Source organism: Methylobacterium sp. GC_Met_3 (assembly GCF_026540775.1).
GTDB lineage: Bacteria > Pseudomonadota > Alphaproteobacteria > Rhizobiales > Beijerinckiaceae > Methylobacterium.
The window spans coordinates 59,799-74,812 of sequence record NZ_JALNUL010000006.1; the positions used below are offsets into that span (position 1 = coordinate 59,799).

Annotated in this window: 10 protein-coding genes; 3 read left to right on the plus strand and 7 right to left on the minus strand. The window is 68.5% G+C overall.

Going from position 1 to position 15,014, the window contains the following annotated elements:
* Positions 1 to 24 precede the first annotated feature (24 nt).
* Positions 25 to 2,112: a PAS domain-containing sensor histidine kinase gene (locus tag OXS27_RS10635; protein WP_267356100.1), complete on the minus strand. Its 2,088-nt coding sequence runs from the start codon at positions 2,110 to 2,112 to the stop codon at positions 25 to 27.
* 480 nt (positions 2,113 to 2,592) lie between these two features.
* On the opposite strand from OXS27_RS10635, the gene OXS27_RS10640 reads away from it, so the two are divergent.
* The gene (locus tag OXS27_RS10640) at positions 2,593 to 3,006 is read left to right on the plus strand and encodes a response regulator (RefSeq protein ID WP_243924271.1); all 414 of its coding nucleotides are present in this window, start codon (positions 2,593 to 2,595) and stop codon (positions 3,004 to 3,006) included.
* A gap of 138 nt (positions 3,007 to 3,144) precedes the next feature.
* Here the strand turns inward: OXS27_RS10640 and polA are convergent, their stop codons facing one another.
* The 6 genes from polA to OXS27_RS10670 all read right to left on the minus strand — a co-directional run bounded on the left by polA (position 3,145) and on the right by OXS27_RS10670 (position 10,463).
* Positions 3,145 to 6,303 (minus strand): DNA polymerase I, encoded by a 3,159-nt coding sequence (gene polA / locus OXS27_RS10645; RefSeq protein ID WP_267356105.1) that lies wholly within the window; start codon positions 6,301 to 6,303, stop codon positions 3,145 to 3,147.
* A gap of 22 nt (positions 6,304 to 6,325) precedes the next feature.
* Entirely contained in the window at positions 6,326 to 6,685 is a 360-nt protein-coding gene (locus OXS27_RS10650; RefSeq protein ID WP_267356107.1) for a HepT-like ribonuclease domain-containing protein, read from the minus strand.
* Positions 6,666 to 6,962, minus strand: a complete 297-nt coding sequence (locus tag OXS27_RS10655; RefSeq protein WP_267356109.1) for a nucleotidyltransferase domain-containing protein — start codon at positions 6,960 to 6,962, stop codon at positions 6,666 to 6,668. The genes OXS27_RS10650 and OXS27_RS10655 overlap by 20 nt, the downstream gene beginning before the upstream one ends.
* 54 nt (positions 6,963 to 7,016) lie before the next feature.
* Complete coding sequence (locus OXS27_RS10660; RefSeq protein ID WP_267356333.1) at positions 7,017 to 8,489, minus strand: UdgX family uracil-DNA binding protein; 1,473 nt, start codon at positions 8,487 to 8,489, stop codon at positions 7,017 to 7,019.
* Between the two features lie 155 nt (positions 8,490 to 8,644).
* Positions 8,645 to 9,856, minus strand: coding sequence for a putative DNA modification/repair radical SAM protein (locus tag OXS27_RS10665; protein WP_243924254.1), 1,212 nt, complete (start codon positions 9,854 to 9,856; stop codon positions 8,645 to 8,647).
* 76 nt (positions 9,857 to 9,932) lie between these two features.
* Positions 9,933 to 10,463 carry a RecX family transcriptional regulator gene (locus tag OXS27_RS10670; RefSeq protein WP_267356334.1) on the minus strand — a complete coding sequence of 177 codons (531 nt, stop codon included), beginning with the start codon at positions 10,461 to 10,463 and terminating at the stop codon, positions 9,933 to 9,935.
* 224 nt (positions 10,464 to 10,687) lie between these two features.
* Here OXS27_RS10670 and OXS27_RS10675 point away from each other — a divergent pair, with 224 nt between their 5' ends.
* Positions 10,688 to 12,109, plus strand: a complete 1,422-nt coding sequence (locus OXS27_RS10675; RefSeq protein WP_267356112.1) for a TAXI family TRAP transporter solute-binding subunit — start codon at positions 10,688 to 10,690, stop codon at positions 12,107 to 12,109.
* 81 nt (positions 12,110 to 12,190) lie between these two features.
* Positions 12,191 to 14,998: a [protein-PII] uridylyltransferase gene (locus tag OXS27_RS10680; RefSeq protein ID WP_267356114.1), complete on the plus strand. Its 2,808-nt coding sequence runs from the start codon at positions 12,191 to 12,193 to the stop codon at positions 14,996 to 14,998.
* The last annotated feature ends 16 nt before the right edge of the window (positions 14,999 to 15,014 follow it).

Here is a 15,014-nt window from a genome sequence, read left to right on the forward strand (position 1 = left end):
ATGAGGCCCGAACCGACGCTGCGGTCAAGCCGTCCCGATCATCTCCCGGATGCGGGAGCCCAGCACCTCGATCACGAACGGCTTGGCGATCACCTGCATGCCGGGGCTGAGCTGGCCATGGCCCAGCACCGTCGCGTCTGCGTAGCCGGTGATGAACAGCACCTTGAGCCCCGGGCGCGTCGCCCGTCCGGCCTCGGCCATCTGGCGCCCGTTCATCCCGCCGGGCAGCCCGACATCGGTGACCAGCAGGTCGATGCGCACATCCGATTGCAGCACCTTGAGCCCGGCAACCCCGTCCGCGGCCTCGATCGCCGTGTAGCCGAGATCCTCCAGAACCTCGGTCACCAGCATCCGGACGGTCGGCTCGTCATCGACCACCAGCACGGTCTCCCCCGGGGCGGCCCGGGGCGGGGCGCCGGGCGCGGCGCGCGGATCCTCCTCCGGCACCGCGCCGCCATGGCGGGGCAGATGGAGGCAGACCTTGGTGCCCCGGCCGACCTCGGACTGGATCCGGACCTGTCCGCCCGATTGCTGGGCGAATCCGTAGATCATCGACAGGCCGAGGCCGGTGCCCTGCCCCAGGGGCTTAGTGGTGAAGAACGGCTCGAACACCCGCTCGATGATCTCGGGCGCCATCCCGGTGCCGGTATCGGACACGCAGAGGGACAGGTAGGGCCCCGGCGGCATGTCGTGGTGCCGGGCGGCGTCCGCGTCCAGCCACGCATTGGCGGTCTCGATGGTGATCCGGCCGCCCTCCGGCATCGCGTCCCGGGCGTTGATGCACAGGTTGAGCAGCGCGTTCTCCAGTTGCGGCGGATCGACCAAAGCCGGCCACAGCGCGGGGGCGCCGATCACCTCGACCGCGATGGCGGGGCCGACGGTGCGGCGGATCAGCTCCTCCAGGCCGGCGACCAGCCGGTTCACGTCGGTGGGCTTCGGATCGAGGGTCTGGCGGCGCGAGAAGGCGAGCAGCCGGTGCGTCAGGGCAGCGGCGCGCCGGGCCGCGCCCTGGGCGGCATTGATGTAGCGATCAACATCCATCATCCGGCCCTGGGCGAGCCGGGTCTGGATCAGCTCCAGCGAGCCGGAGATGCCGGCGAGCAGGTTGTTGAAATCGTGCGCGAGGCCGCCGGTGAGCTGGCCCACCGCCTCCATCTTCTGCGCCTGCCGCAGGGCCTCCTCGGCGGTTGCCAGGGCTTCGGTGCGCGCGCGCTCGGCGGTGAAGTCGCGGCCGACCGCGTTGATCATCCCCTCCCCCGGCCGGGCCGACCAGCTGATCCAGCGATAGCTGCCGTCCCGGTGGCGGTAGCGATTGTCGAAGCGCGCCAAGCGCTCGCCCGACGCGAGTTGCTGCCCCCCCGCGACGGTCCGGTCGAGATCGTCCGGATGGATGAGGCTCATCAGGTTGAGGCCGACGAGTTCATCCGCCTGCCAGCCCAGCACCTCGGTCCAGGCCGGGTTCACCGCCAGCATGGTGCCGTCGAACGCGGTGCGCAGCATCATGTCGGTGGAGAGCGTCCACAGGGCGTTGCGGTCGGCGGTCCGGTCCGCGACCTGCTGGGCCAGGGTGGCGTTGAGCCGGCCGAGTTCCGTGAGCGCGGCCTCCAGCTGCGCGCGGCTCTCGGTGAGGGCGGTATCGGCCAGCACCCGCCCGGTGGTCTCACTGGTGAGGATGAACAGCCCGACCACGTCGCCCGTGGCATCGAGGACGCGGGAGTACGAAAAACTCCACCACGTCTCCCGGGCGCCGCGGTCGGTGTCGAGCTGCCAGGGCAGATCGACGAAGCGCTCCGGCCGGCCCGCCAGGGCGGCCTCGATGATCGGCTTGGCCTGATCCCAGGCATCGGCCCAGACGGCATCGAACCGCGCCCCCATGGCCCAGGGCAGGCGGGGCCCGAGCAGCGGAAAGTAGGTGTCGTTGAAGAAGAAGTGGAGATCGGGCCCCCAGGCCAGGATCATCGATTCCGGCGAGTTGAGCACGAGGGAGAGCGCCGCGCGGAACTCCGCCGGCCAGGATTCTGGCGGGCCGAGGGGGTGGCCGGACCAGTCGCGCGCGCGGATCATGCGCGCGGCTTCGCCGCCGCCGGCGAGGAAGGCGAGAGGGTCGGTCACTGGATCAGAACGATATACGTCATGAGCGTACGGCGTATGACTGCCTTTGGCGGCATCTCCAAGATGCCGCGCGCGGTTCAATGACGTCGTTACAAAGCACCGACTTTGCGAGCGGAGCGAGGCAGCCCAGGGCGGTGGGGCAGTCGTGAGCGTGGCGCCAAGTGAAGGGCTTCGCTCCGCTCGCAAGGACGGTTGGGCCCAACTTCGATCCGGCCAGCTTCCCTAGGCCTGAACCCAATGAGTTTAAGCGTGCGATGACTGCTCGCGACCCAATCCAGCCGCTTGGACCGCCGTTGGCGCTTCTCCAAAGCGGCCGTTCGTCAAACATCCGGCAACTTCTGCTCGGGGTGGTTTGCAGACGCTTCGACCCGCTTAGGGATTGATCCTATGCTTGATCCGTCCAGGCGCGTCGGTGGCGGTATACCCACACGCATGCCCATGCTGATCTGAACCTTCGCACGCCCCCTCGGCTTAATGGGCATGTCCCAGCCGCCAAACTCACCGTATGCCCTCGTCGCGGACGACGATTTTCTCGTCCGGATGGATGCAGAAATGATTTTGGAGGAGGCAGGCTTCCACGCCCTGTCGGCAGCAAACGGCGTCGAGGCGATCAAGCTGCTTGAGGATCACGCCGGTTCGATAGTTCTATTGTTCACCGACGTTGAAATGCCCGGCGGTCCCGATGGTTTCGAGGTGGCGCGGACGACCGCGCGTCGATGGCCTGACATCTCGATTGTAGTGGCATCAGGCGGGGTGAAGCCCGGTGCGGGTGATCTCCCGGAAGGTGCCGTTTTCCTCGACAAGCCCTTCAGTGCTCAGATGGTCCACGACCACATCGACAAAATTCTACCGGACGGTCAGAAGCCCGAGCCATTGAAAGCACGTAAGCGATAGAACCAACGGGTGTCCGCTAAGGGTCGTGAGCGGGCGGGACGGCGACGTCCGCTCTGATGCCTCTGCCGCTCGGAAGCAGACCAGCAGATATCCACCCTTCTCGGACATTGCACAGGCCAAGCTGAGCAACTTCAAACCCTAATGCGCCTCCTGCCAATTCCCCGCCGCCTTGGCCTCCACCACCAGCGGCACCCGTAGGGTCAGCGCCGGCGCCGGCGCCTCCTCCATCACGCCGCGGATGATCGGGATCGCCGCCTCCACCTCGTCCTCGGAGACCTCGAACACCAGCTCGTCGTGCACCTGCAGCAGCATCTGCGCCGTGAGCCGCTTGGCCGCCAGCGCCGCCTCCATCCGGGTCATGGCCCGGCGGATGATGTCGGCGGCCGAGCCCTGGATCGGCGCGTTGATCGCCTGCCGCTCGACGCTGGCGCGCTCGGACGGGTTGTTGGAGCGGATCTGCGGATAGTGACAAACCCGGCCGAACAAAGTGGTGACGTAGCCCTTGTCCCGGCAGCTCCGCTTGGTGCTGTCGATGTAGTCGCGAATGCCCGGGAACTGCTCGAAATACTGCTTGATGAACGCCGAGGCCTCCTCGCGGCCGATGCCGAGCCGGTCGGCCAGCCCGAAGGCCGAGATGCCGTAGATGATGCCGAAATTGATCGTCTTGGCCCGGCGCCGGAGATCGGGCGTCATCTCCGTGAGCGGCACGCCGAACATCGCCGAGGCCGTGGCCGCGTGGATGTCGATCCCATCCTCGAACGCTTTTCGCAACTCCGGGATGTCGGCCATGTGGGCGAGCAACCGCAACTCGATCTGCGAGTAATCCGCGGAGATCAGCTTGTTGCCGGGCGCGGCCACGAAGGCGCGCCGGATGCGCCGGCCCTCCTCGGTGCGGATCGGGATGTTCTGCAGGTTCGGCTCGGACGAGGACAGCCGCCCGGTCGTGGTGGCGGCCAGCGAGAACGAGGTGTGGACCCGCGCGGTCTCGCGGTCGGCATGGGTTTGGAGCGAATCCGTGTAGGTGGATTTCAGCTTCGCGAGCTGGCGCCACTCCAGGATCTTTTTCGGGAGTTCGTGCCCGGCCTGGGCCAGCTCCTCCAGCAGCGTCGCGGGCGTGGCCCATTGGCCGGAGGGTGTCTTCTTGGCCCCCGGCAGGCCCATCTTCCCGAACAGAATGTCGCCGATCTGCTTCGGGGAGCCGACCGAGAACTTTTCGCCGGCATCCTCCTGGATCTCCTCCTCCAGGCGGACGAGGATCTGCGAGAAATCGCCCGAGAGCCGGCTCAGCATCTCGCGGTCGACCCGGATGCCGCGCTGCTCCATCCGGGCGATCACCGGGAGCAGGGGCCGCTCCAGGGTCTCGTAGACCGTGACCCGGTGCTCGGCCACGAGGCGCGGCTTCATCATCCGCCACAGGCGCAGGGTGACGTCCGCGTCCTCGGCCGCGTAGGCGGTGGCCTTGTCGATGGCGACGCGGTCGAAACTGACCTTGTTGCGGCCGGTGCCGGCGACATCGGAGAACGTGATCGGCTGGTGGCCGAGGTGGCGGCGGGCCAATTCGTCCATGCCGTGGCCGCCCTTGCCGGCATCGAGCACGTAGGAGATCAGCATCGTATCGTCGAAGGGCGCGATCTCGATGCCGTAACGGGCCAGCACGACCCAATCGTATTTCAGGTTCTGGCCGACCTTCAGGACGCCCGCATCCTCCAGGAACGGCTTCAGCCGACTGATCGCCTCCGTCAGCGGGATCTGCCCGGGCACCGGCTCGGCCACGTCGGAGGCGGCGGCACCCTCGCCGAACAGGTCGGTGGAATCGGCCTGGACCTTGGCGGCCTGTATGTGGGCCAGCGGGATGTAGCAGGCCCGGCCGTTGGCCACCGCCAGCGACACGCCGACCAGCCCGGCCTTGTGGGCATCGAGCGCGTCGGTCTCGGTGTCGACCGCGATCACCCCGGCCTCCCGGGCCTCCGCGATCCAGGCGTCGAGCTGCTCCAGGGAGGCGACCGTCTCGTAGGCGGCGGTATCGAACGGCGCCACGGATTCCGCGGCGCGGGCCGCCACCACGTTGCCCGGTGTCGCCTCGACGGGGGCCCGGGGCTTGGCGGGTGCGTCAGGTAAGTCGAGATCAGCGAACGGATCGATCTCGGCGCGCTCGGGCGGGGCGGCGGCCGGCGCGCGCTCGGCGCCGGCCGCCGCGGTCTCGGGATCCGGCGGCACGGAATCGCCGAAGAACGGCACCGCATCGCTGCCGCCGGCCGCATTGCCGTATCCGTGCGGCCGGGCTCCGGGCAGGAGCCGCGGATCGGGCTTCACCGCCTCCGGGTCGACATGCAGCATCTGGGCGATGCGGCGGGTCAGCGTATTGAACTCCATCGCCTTCAGGAAGCCGACGAGTTTTTGGGGATCGGGCTTGGGCACGCCCAGATCGTCCAGCGCGACCGGAACCGGCACATCCTCCATCAGCGCCACGAGTTTTCGCGACAGCTTGGCCTGATCGATGCTGGCCAGCAGGGTCTCCCGGCGCTTGGGTTGCTTGATCTCGCCGGCCCGCTCCAGCAGCGTTTCGAGGCTGCCGAACTCCTTGATCAGCGCCGCCGCGGTCTTGAGGCCGATGCCGGGCACACCCGGCACGTTGTCGGACGTGTCGCCGATCAACGCCAGGGCGTCGCCGATCTGGTTCGGCTGCAAGCCCTCCCACTTGGCGATGATCGCCTCGACGTCGAGGTTGCGCTCCGGCCGGTAACCCGCCTTGCCCTTGGCGCCGGATTCAAAATCGTAGAACCGCACCTGCGGCCCCACGAGCTGCATCAGGTCCTTGTCGGAGGAGACGATGATGACGCCCGCGCCCCGCGCCTCGGCTTGGCGGGTGTAGGTGGCGATCAGGTCGTCGGCCTCGTAGCGCTCCAGCTCCACCGCGTGCAGGCCGAAGGCGCGCACGGCATCGCGCATCAGCGGCATCTGGCGCTTGAGGTCGTCGGGCGCGTCGGGGCGGTGGCCCTTGTAATCCGGGAACATCTCCTTGCGGAACGAGCCCTCGGACTTGTCGAAGACGATGCCGAGATGGGTCGGCATCGTGCCGGCCGCGCCCTCCTGCAGGAACTGCGCGATCTTGGTGCAGAACAGCCGCACGGCGCCGGTGGGCATCCCGTCCGAGGGGCGGGAATTGTACTTCTGATCCTGGTTGATCGACTGGAAATAGGCCCGGAAGATGAACGACGAGCCATCGACCAGGATCACCTGATCGCCGGGGCCGACGGGTTTGGTCTCGGGGCTCGCGTCGGGCTTCGCGTCGGTCATGGGCTCAGGCGGCTCGGGGCGATCAGGATTCGGGCACGCGGTCCAGCTCGGCGCGGCAGGCCGCGACGAGGTCGGTCAAGCGCTCGTGAACGGTCCGCCAGACGTTGTCCAGCATGACCCGGTGATAGCCGTGACGGTAGACGTTGCCCGCGTCTGCGATGTCGCGCCACGGCACGTTCGGGTGGCGGTCCCGCATCTCGTCGGTGAGGCGTCGGCTGGCCTCGGAGATGATCTCCCGGCAGCGAACCACGGCGTAATTCGTGCGCCGATCCGCGACGAACGCTTCGTAGCTCAGGCCCGCGACGAAACTTTCCGCGGCCTGGGCATTGGTGATGATATCCTCACAGGCGACGCGTGCCCGCTCAGAAGGCTGGAACGGCATCGTTCTCGGCCCTTTCCCGGACGCGCTCCTTCAGGCTTCGGCGATCCGCCACATCCACCGGAACCGGGAACAGCTCGCCGATGAACCGGCACAGGCCCACATAACTGAAGACGTCACGCACGTGCTCCGGATCGATCTCGATCATCACGTCGAGGTCGCTATCGGCGCGCGCCTCGCCCCGGGCAACCGAGCCGAACAGAGCGGCGTGAACCACCCCCCGGCGGCGCAGCTCCGCCTCGTTGGTGCGCAGGATGTCGAGGGCGGCGAGCTTGTCCATGGCGGCGAGATCGGCGGGACTCGGTATCAGTCAGCATACCAGAAGCGCGGGCGATCAGGCGGCCAGCTCCCGCCCAAGCGCCTCGACCCGGCGCAGATCGTCCACGAAGGCCGCGTAGGCCTCCTCCTTCGCCTCGTCGGGCAGGCGCAGCAGGTACGACGGGTGGACCGTGATGAAGCCCTGGAAGCGGTTGTCGAACCGCTCGAACCGGAACGGGCCGCGTGCCCGGGTGATCGGGACCGCCTTGCCGGTCAGTGCCAGCACCGCCGTGGCGCCGAGTGCCACCACCAGCTTCGGGCCGACGAAATCCAGTTCCCGGTCGAGCCACCAACGATAGTGACTAACCTCACCAGCCGTGGGCTTCTGATGGATGCGGCGCTTGCCGCGCTCCTCGAACTTGAAGTGCTTGACCGCATTCGTGAGATAGCTCGCCCCGCGGTCGATCCCGGCCTCCGCCATGGCGCGGGACAGCAGCTGCCCCGCCGGCCCGATGAACGGGCGGCCCTGGCGGTCCTCCTGATCGCCGGGCTGTTCGCCCACGAAGGCGATCGTCGCGCCGACCGCGCCCTCGCCGAGCACGGCCTGGGTCGCACCCGGCACCAGGGGCTCGGTCCGCCGGATGATGGCGTTCAACTCGTCCAGGGTCTTGGGATCCTGATCGGCCATGGCGGCAACGGCGCGGGCAGGTTCGCGGCGTGTGGGCAATGTCGGCTCCCTCTCGATCATGGCTTCGGTACGCCCGGCCGCCGCCCGAACCAAAGCGGGGATCGCCGCGGTCTCGGGCATGTTATGCCAGTACTTCTTGGGCATCTCGGCCCGCATCGCCTTCAGGTTGGTCCGGGCCGGGTTGAAGGTGCTCTCGTAATAGGTCTGCCAGCCGGCCTCGAACCCGTCGCCGTCGGGGAGCGTGGCCCGGTCGCCGGGCGGGCCGTAGGTCAGCGTGTCGGTATCCCAGTGGGCCGAGCCCTCGGGCGTCAGGATCGACCAGCGCATGCCCCGGAACCGCGCCACGAAGAACGGCGCGGCTGCTTCCAAAATGTGGTGATCGGGCTCGAACCACGCCACGAAACGCTCGCCCACCGCGTCCTCGGTGCAGCGGAAGCGCAGGAAGGCGTGCATCTTGTGCAGGTCGCGCCCGATCGCCTTCGCCATGCGGTGCAGGCGATAGACCAACGGATCGCTGCCGACTTCCATCAGATGCCGCTCACCGTGGCAGACCCGCCAGATAAGCGCGTAGAGCAGGCCGTAACGCTCGGGATCGCGGTGGGGGATCACCTGCGGGATCAGGCCGGCGACAAGTTTGGGTAGGGCGAGCGGGGCAGCGGAAGCGGCGTCGGCCTCGGCCCCGAACAGGCCGGGTGAATCCGTCACCGACCACGACACCGCTTCGGGCGGGACGCCCGCGGCAACGAGGCTTCGAACGGCGGTGCGGAAGCCGACGAGATCTGCACCTGGGCGTAACGTAATGGCACGCGGCCGGTGCGCATCCCCTCCCCCCTCTGCGGGGGAGGGTGGGCCGGCCGTCAGGTCGGGTCGGGAGAGGGGAGCCCGGGCTCCGAGAGGTTCGAGGCCGGCATGGGGGCCACTGTCCGATCCTGCACCGTCGCTCCCCTCTCCCCCCCTGCTGCGCAGGGTACCCTCCCCCGCAGAGAGGGGAGGGAGAGGCGCGCTTCCGGTCCGCATCAAAACAAGCTCAACTGCGTCGCCGGCTCAACCAGCCGCGTGCGCAAATCGGCCCGATCCGTCAGCCCCACCGGCCGATGATCGGCGGTGATGAGGAACGGCCGCGCCCGCTTCAGCCCCGAGGTCAGCCGCGCCACGTCATCCAGCCGCAGGGTCGCGTGACGACGGGCCGTGATGATCTTGTCGACCGCCCGCGCGCCGAGCCCCGGCACACGCAGCAGCCACTCCCGGTCCGCTTTGTTCACGTCCACCGGGAATTTTTCGCGGTGCTTCAACGCCCAGGCGAGTTTTGGGTCGATGTCGAGGGCGAGCATGCCGCCCTCCGAGGCGTCGGCGACCTCGTCGGGGGTGAAGTGATAATAGCGTAGCAGCCAATCGGCCTGATACAGCCGGTGCTCCCGTTGCAGCGGCGGCGGCTTCGGCGGCAGGATCGCCGACCCGTCCGGGATCGGACTGAAGGCCGAGTAATAGACGCGCTTCAGACCCACGCTGCCGTAGAGCAGCGCGCTCTTGCGGATCAACGCCTCGTCGGTGGTGGCGTCCGCCCCGACGATCACCTGGGTCGAATGGCCGGCCGGCGAGAACCGGCGCTTTTCGGCCTTGGCCTCAACGATCCGCTCGCCGATCTGCGTCATCGCCTTCTGGATGGTAGCGCCGTCTTTCTCGGGCGCCAGCCGCTCCAGGCTCGCCTCGGTGGGCAATTCGACGTTGATCGACAGCCGGTCGGCATAGAGGCCGGCCTCCTCGATCAGCCAGGGGCTCGCCTCGGGAATCGACTTGAGGTGGATGTAGCCGGCAAAGCCGTGGTCGCGCCGGAGCGATTTCGCCACCCGGGTCAGCAACTCCATCGTGTGGTCGGGCGACTTGATGATGCCCGAGGACAGGAACAGGCCCTCGATATAGTTGCGCCGGTAGAAGTTCAGGGTGAGGTTCACGACCTCCTCGACGGTGAACTTCGCCCGCCGCACGTTCGAGGAGCGCCGGTTGATGCAATAGGCGCAATCGAACAGGCACCAGTTGGTCAGCAGGATCTTGAGCAGCGAGACGCAGCGCCCATCCGGCGTATAGGCGTGGCAGATGCCGGCCCCGGTGGTGGAGCCGAGCCCATCCTTGCCGGCCGCGCGCTTGGGCGCCGCGGAGGACGCGCAGGACGCATCGTACTTCGCGGCATCGGCCAGGATGCGCAGTTTCTTGGCGAGGGTTTCGTCCATCGAACAGACAATGAACGAGGCGCGAGAAGGTGCAAGGTCGGCTGGTAGCCTACCCCGGGCCGCATTGCCGCACCCTTCACCCGGGCTCCTCGTCCAACTCCGTATCGACCACCCGGCGGGCGAGGCCATACGAAAATCCGGCCCGCGCCAGCGCGGCAAGATCGCGGTCGCGATAGGCGCCCTGCTGGTCCGGCCGGCGATACGGCCCCAGGCGCCGCCGCTTGGCGTAAGCCTGTGCGGCCTGATCCTCGATCGCGGCGGCGTCCTCCTCCGGCACCGCCTCCCGCTCGGCCCGCATGGCGGCCTCGACCACATCCCGGGGGACGCCCTTGGCGGCAAGCTTCGCCGAGACGCCGCGGCTCGACGTGCCCCGGCGACGCAGCGTGGCGAGGCGCATGTCGGCGAAACGCACGTCGTCTACGAGGCCCGCCGAGACCGCCCGCGCCACCGTGGCGGCGATCATCTCGGCGAAGCCGGCGGGGTCCTCGCCGCGCAGCCGCGCCCGCTTCTCCACCCGCCGCGCCAGGGTCCGGCGCAGCATCTCGGTCGAGGCGCTGTAGCGCTCGAGGTAATGCAGCGCCGACCGTTCGAGCCACGGCGCGCTGATCGGTTTCGGCGGGGCCGCGTCGGCCTTGCGGTGTCCCGGTGCGGATCCTGCAACGAATGGGGGTTTCACCGGTTCTTCACGTTCTCGACAGGTTTGCGTTCCATGACTTGGGTATGGAACGCGTGCAACGCGACAGGCTCGGACATGGACCGAACCACCGTCCTTCGCCCGACCGCATCCGCAAACCGTGGCGGAGCCGCCTCCGTGCCGCGGCGACGTCTCTGATGCGCCGCGAGTGGCTCCTGGTCCTGGTGGCCCTGGGCCTGGCCGCGGTCGCCGCCGCGATCGTCTATCTGTCGCGCCCGAACACCCTGACGGTGGCGGTGGGCCCCCAGGACGGGCCCGAGGCCGCCCTGATCGAAGCCTATGCCAGCGCCCTGGATCGGGGCCGCGAGGATGTGCGCCTCAAGGTCGTGCGCTACGCCGACGTCCGCGACAGCGCCCTGGCGCTCCAGCGCAACAAGGCCGACCTCGCCGTAGTCCGGCCGGATGTGTTGCTGCCCGAGAACGGCCTGACGCTGGCGATCCTGCACGACGAGGCCCTGGTCATCGCGGCGCCCGAGGCCGCCGATCTCGACGACATCCCGGCGCTGGCGCGCAAGCGCCTCGGCATCGTTGTACGCCACAGCGCCGACCTGCCCTTCCTGACGAACCTGCTCTCCTTCTACGATCTCGTTCCGGAAAACCGCGCCGAGGAGGCATCCGAGGGTGCCCCACCGGCCGACGAGGCGGAGGTGGGCCACGTCGTGGTCGTGCCCCTGAAGATCGGCGAGGTCACGGCCGCGCTGACCGACAAGCGGGTCGACGCGGTGGCGGTGATTGCCAGCCCAGCGTCCAAGACCGCGGCGGCCATGGTGCACGCCGTCGAACTGGGCTCGCCGGAGCGCAAGATCGGCTTCGTCTCGATTCCCGATGGCGACGCGATCCTGCAGCGCTTCCCCGAATTGCAAGCGGTGAGCATTCCGGCCGGGACCTTCGGCGGCCGTCCGAAGCGTCCCGACGAGGAGATCAAGACCGTCGGCGCCTCCTACCGCCTGATGGCGCGCGGCACGGTGAGCCGCGTCGCGGTGGCCTCGGCCACGCAGCACCTGTTCGAGTGGCGCTCGCGCCTCGCCTCCGCGGCCCCGGCCGCCAAGCTGATGAAGGCGCCCGACTTCGACACCACGGTCGCGGCGACATCGGCACGGCTGCCCAACCATCCGGGTGCGGTCGATTATTTCGAGCGCGAGCAGCAGACATTCCTCGATCGCTACGAGGATTACATCTACCTGTTCGCTTTCTTCGGCGGTACGATCGGCTCCGGCTTCGCGTGGATCGGGCAGCGGCTGGCCCGCAAGCGCCGAGAGCGGGTCGATTTCGTCCTCGACCGCCTGCTCGCCATCATGCGCGAGGTCCGGGTCGCGACGAGCAGCGCAGCGCTCGACGCCCTGGCGATCGAAACCGACGGGCTCGTCTCCGACGTGGTCTGCTACGCTCGGGAGCGCAGCATCGACGCCCGCACCGTGAGCGCCCTGATTCTGGCGGTGGACGGGGTCCACGCGGCGATCGCCGATGCCCGGCGGCAGACCGCCGCCACCGAGGCCAGGCCCTCGACCCGCAACCGGACGGCGCGGCTGTTGGCCGTCGACTTGCCAGCGGCGGAATAGGGGACTGTGGCTTGGCGTGATGAACCGTGAAAATTCGGGATCGGACACGCGTCGCCGCATGGCTGGCGGCGTAGGCATATCATGCTAACGGGAGCCATGTTCGATCCCGTCGCCGCCCTCGCCACGGTCCTGGAGAATCTCGACCGCGAGGCTCGCGAGCCCACCAAGCTCCGCGCCGCGCTCGTCCCGCACCTGCGGCGGGTGATCGAGGAAGGCCACCGCGCCGCCGAAGTCCAGCTTTTGAAGGACTGCAACGGCCTGCGCTGCGCGCAAACGCTGTCCAAGCTCACCGACGCGGTGGTCCGGGCGATCCACGACGCCGTGGTCTGGCGGCTTTACCCCAACGACAACCCTTCGACCGGCGAACAACTCGCGGTGGTCGCCACCGGCGGTTACGGCCGAGGCACGATGGCGCCGGGCTCGGACATCGATCTGCTGTTCCTGCTGCCCTACAAGCAGACCGCGTGGTCCGAGAGCGTCGTCGAGGCGATGCTCTACGTCCTGTGGGACCTGAAGCTGAAGGTCGGTCACGCCACCCGGTCGGTTGAGGAATGCCTGCGCGAGGCGCGGGCCGACATGACGATCCGCACCTCGCTGCTGGAGGCGCGCTACCTGTTCGGCTCGCGGACCCTGTTCGAGGAGCTGGTGACGCGCTTCGACATGGAACTCGTGGTCGGCTCGGCGGCCGAATTCGTGGACGCCAAGCTGCGCGAGCGCGACCTGCGCGTCTCGAAGGCCGGCTCGTCGCGCTACCTCGTCGAGCCCAACGTCAAGGACGGCAAGGGCGGCCTGCGCGACCTCAACACGCTGTTCTGGATCGCCAAATACACCTACCGGGTGCGCGATCAGGCCGAACTCGTCAGCGCCGGTCTGTTCACACCAGAGGAATACGCGCTGTTCGAGCGTTGCGAGGAGTTCCTGTGGCGGGTCCGTTGCCACATGCACTTCGTGACGAAGCGCGCGGAGGAGCGCCTGTCCTTCGGCCTGCAGCCCCGAATCGCCGAGCGCTTCGGCTACGAGGCCCGGGGCGGCCTCTCGGGCGTCGAGCGGTTCATGAAAGCCTATTTCCGCTTCGCCAAGGATGTCGGCGACCTCACCGCCATCGTCTGCGCGGAACTGGAAGCGCGTCACGCCAAGCGCACGCCGGTGCTCGACCGCTGGATTGGCCGGTTCCGCGACCGCTTCCGGGCCACCGCCATGGAGGCGGAGGATTTCTGGATCGACCACGGCCGGGTCAACCTACGGGCCGAGGACGCGTTCGAGCGCGATCCCGTCAACCTGATCCGCCTGTTCTGGCTGGCCGACCGGCACAACCTCGCGATCCATCCGGATGCCAAGCGGCTGGCCAGCCGCTCGCTGCGCCTGATCAACCCGTCGCTGCGCAGCGACACCGAGGCCAACCGCCTGTTCCTCGAGATCCTCACCTCGCACAACGCCCCCGAGGAGGCTTTGCGCGAGATGAACGAGGCGGGGGTACTTGGCCGGTTCATCCCGGATTTCGGCCGCATCGTCGCGATGATGCAGTTCAACATGTATCACCACTTCACGGTGGACGAGCACCTGCTGCGCACGGTCGGCGTGCTCGCGGACGTCGAATCGGGCCGCTCGCAGGAGACCTACCCGCTGGTCTCGCGCCTCGTTCACACGATCCACAACCGCACGGCGCTCTACGTGGCGATCCTGCTGCACGACATCGCCAAGGGCCGGCCGGAGGATCACTCGATCGCGGGCGCCGCGATCGCGGAAAAACTCTGCCCGCGCTTCGGCCTGAACCAGGCCGAGACCGAGACCGTCTGCTGGCTCGTCGAGCAGCACCTGCTGATGTCGATGACCGCGCAGAGCCGCGACCTTTCGGACCCCAAGACGATCGAGCGCTTCGCCGCCAACGTGCAGACCCTGGAGCGGCTGAAGCTCCTGACCATCCTGACGGTGGCCGACATCACCGCGGTGGGCCCCGGCGTCTGGACCGCCTGGAAGGGCACCCTGATCCGCACGCTCTACGACGAGACCGAGGTCTACCTCTCGGGCGGCCATTCCGAGATCGCCCGCACCGACCGGGTGCGCCTGGTCCAGATGGGGCTGCGTGAGCGGCTGCCGGGCTGGGCCTCGGAGGAGTTCGACGCCTACGCGGCCCGGCACGGTCAGGCCTACTGGCTGAAGGTCGACGGCACGCGCCAGCTCAAGAACGCGCAGTTCCTGCGCGAGGCGCTGGGCGACAGCCGCACCAGCACCACCGACGTTGCCCTCGACCCCGTCCGGGGGGTCACCGAGATCACGATCTACTCGCCCGACCACCCGCGCCTGCTCGCCATCATCACCGGTGCTTGCGCGGCGGCCGGCAGCAACATCGTCGACGCCCAGATCTTCACCACGACGGACGGGTTCGCCCTCGACACGATCGTGATCTCGCGCGCCTTCGAGCGGGACGAGGACGAGACCCGCCGGACGAAGCGCATCACGGCGGCGATCGAGCGGGCGCTCAAGGGCGAGATCCGCATCGCCGACCTCGTGGCCGACAAGCACCCGCCAACGACGACGCGCGCCAAGACCTTCCCGGTGCCGCCGGACGTGATCATCGACAACGCCCTGTCGAGCCGGGAGACCGTCGTGGAGGTCACCGGCCTCGACCGGCCAGGCCTCCTCTATGAATTGACCACCGCGTTGGGCCGGCTGTCGCTCAACATCACCTCGGCGCACGTCGCGACCTTCGGCGAGCGGGCGGTCGACGTCTTCTACGTCACCGACCTCACCGGCACGCGGGTGACGCAGCCCGACCGGCAGGCCGCGATTCGCGGGGCCGTGATGGATGTGTTCGCGGGCGACGTCGCCGCCCTCAAGGCCGAGGGCCTGGAAGCGTTGGTGGCCGCGCCGCCGCCGCGCGAAGCCTGAGCGATGGGTTGATTTC

What these genes read in the sequence shown, in the direction of transcription:
- OXS27_RS10640 (WP_243924271.1), top strand. Translation starts at nt 2,593, where the DNA reads ATGTCCCAGCCGCCAAACTCACCGTATGCCCTCGTCGCGGACGACGAT.
- polA (WP_267356105.1), bottom strand. Translation starts at nt 6,303, where the DNA reads ATGACCGACGCGAAGCCCGACGCGAGCCCCGAGACCAAACCCGTCGGC.
- OXS27_RS10650 (WP_267356107.1), bottom strand. Translation starts at nt 6,685, where the DNA reads ATGCCGTTCCAGCCTTCTGAGCGGGCACGCGTCGCCTGTGAGGATATC.
- OXS27_RS10655 (WP_267356109.1), bottom strand. Translation starts at nt 6,962, where the DNA reads ATGGACAAGCTCGCCGCCCTCGACATCCTGCGCACCAACGAGGCGGAG.
- OXS27_RS10665 (WP_243924254.1), bottom strand. Translation starts at nt 9,856, where the DNA reads ATGGACGAAACCCTCGCCAAGAAACTGCGCATCCTGGCCGATGCCGCG.
- OXS27_RS10675 (WP_267356112.1), top strand. Translation starts at nt 10,688, where the DNA reads ATGCGCCGCGAGTGGCTCCTGGTCCTGGTGGCCCTGGGCCTGGCCGCG.
- OXS27_RS10680 (WP_267356114.1), top strand. Translation starts at nt 12,191, where the DNA reads ATGCTAACGGGAGCCATGTTCGATCCCGTCGCCGCCCTCGCCACGGTC.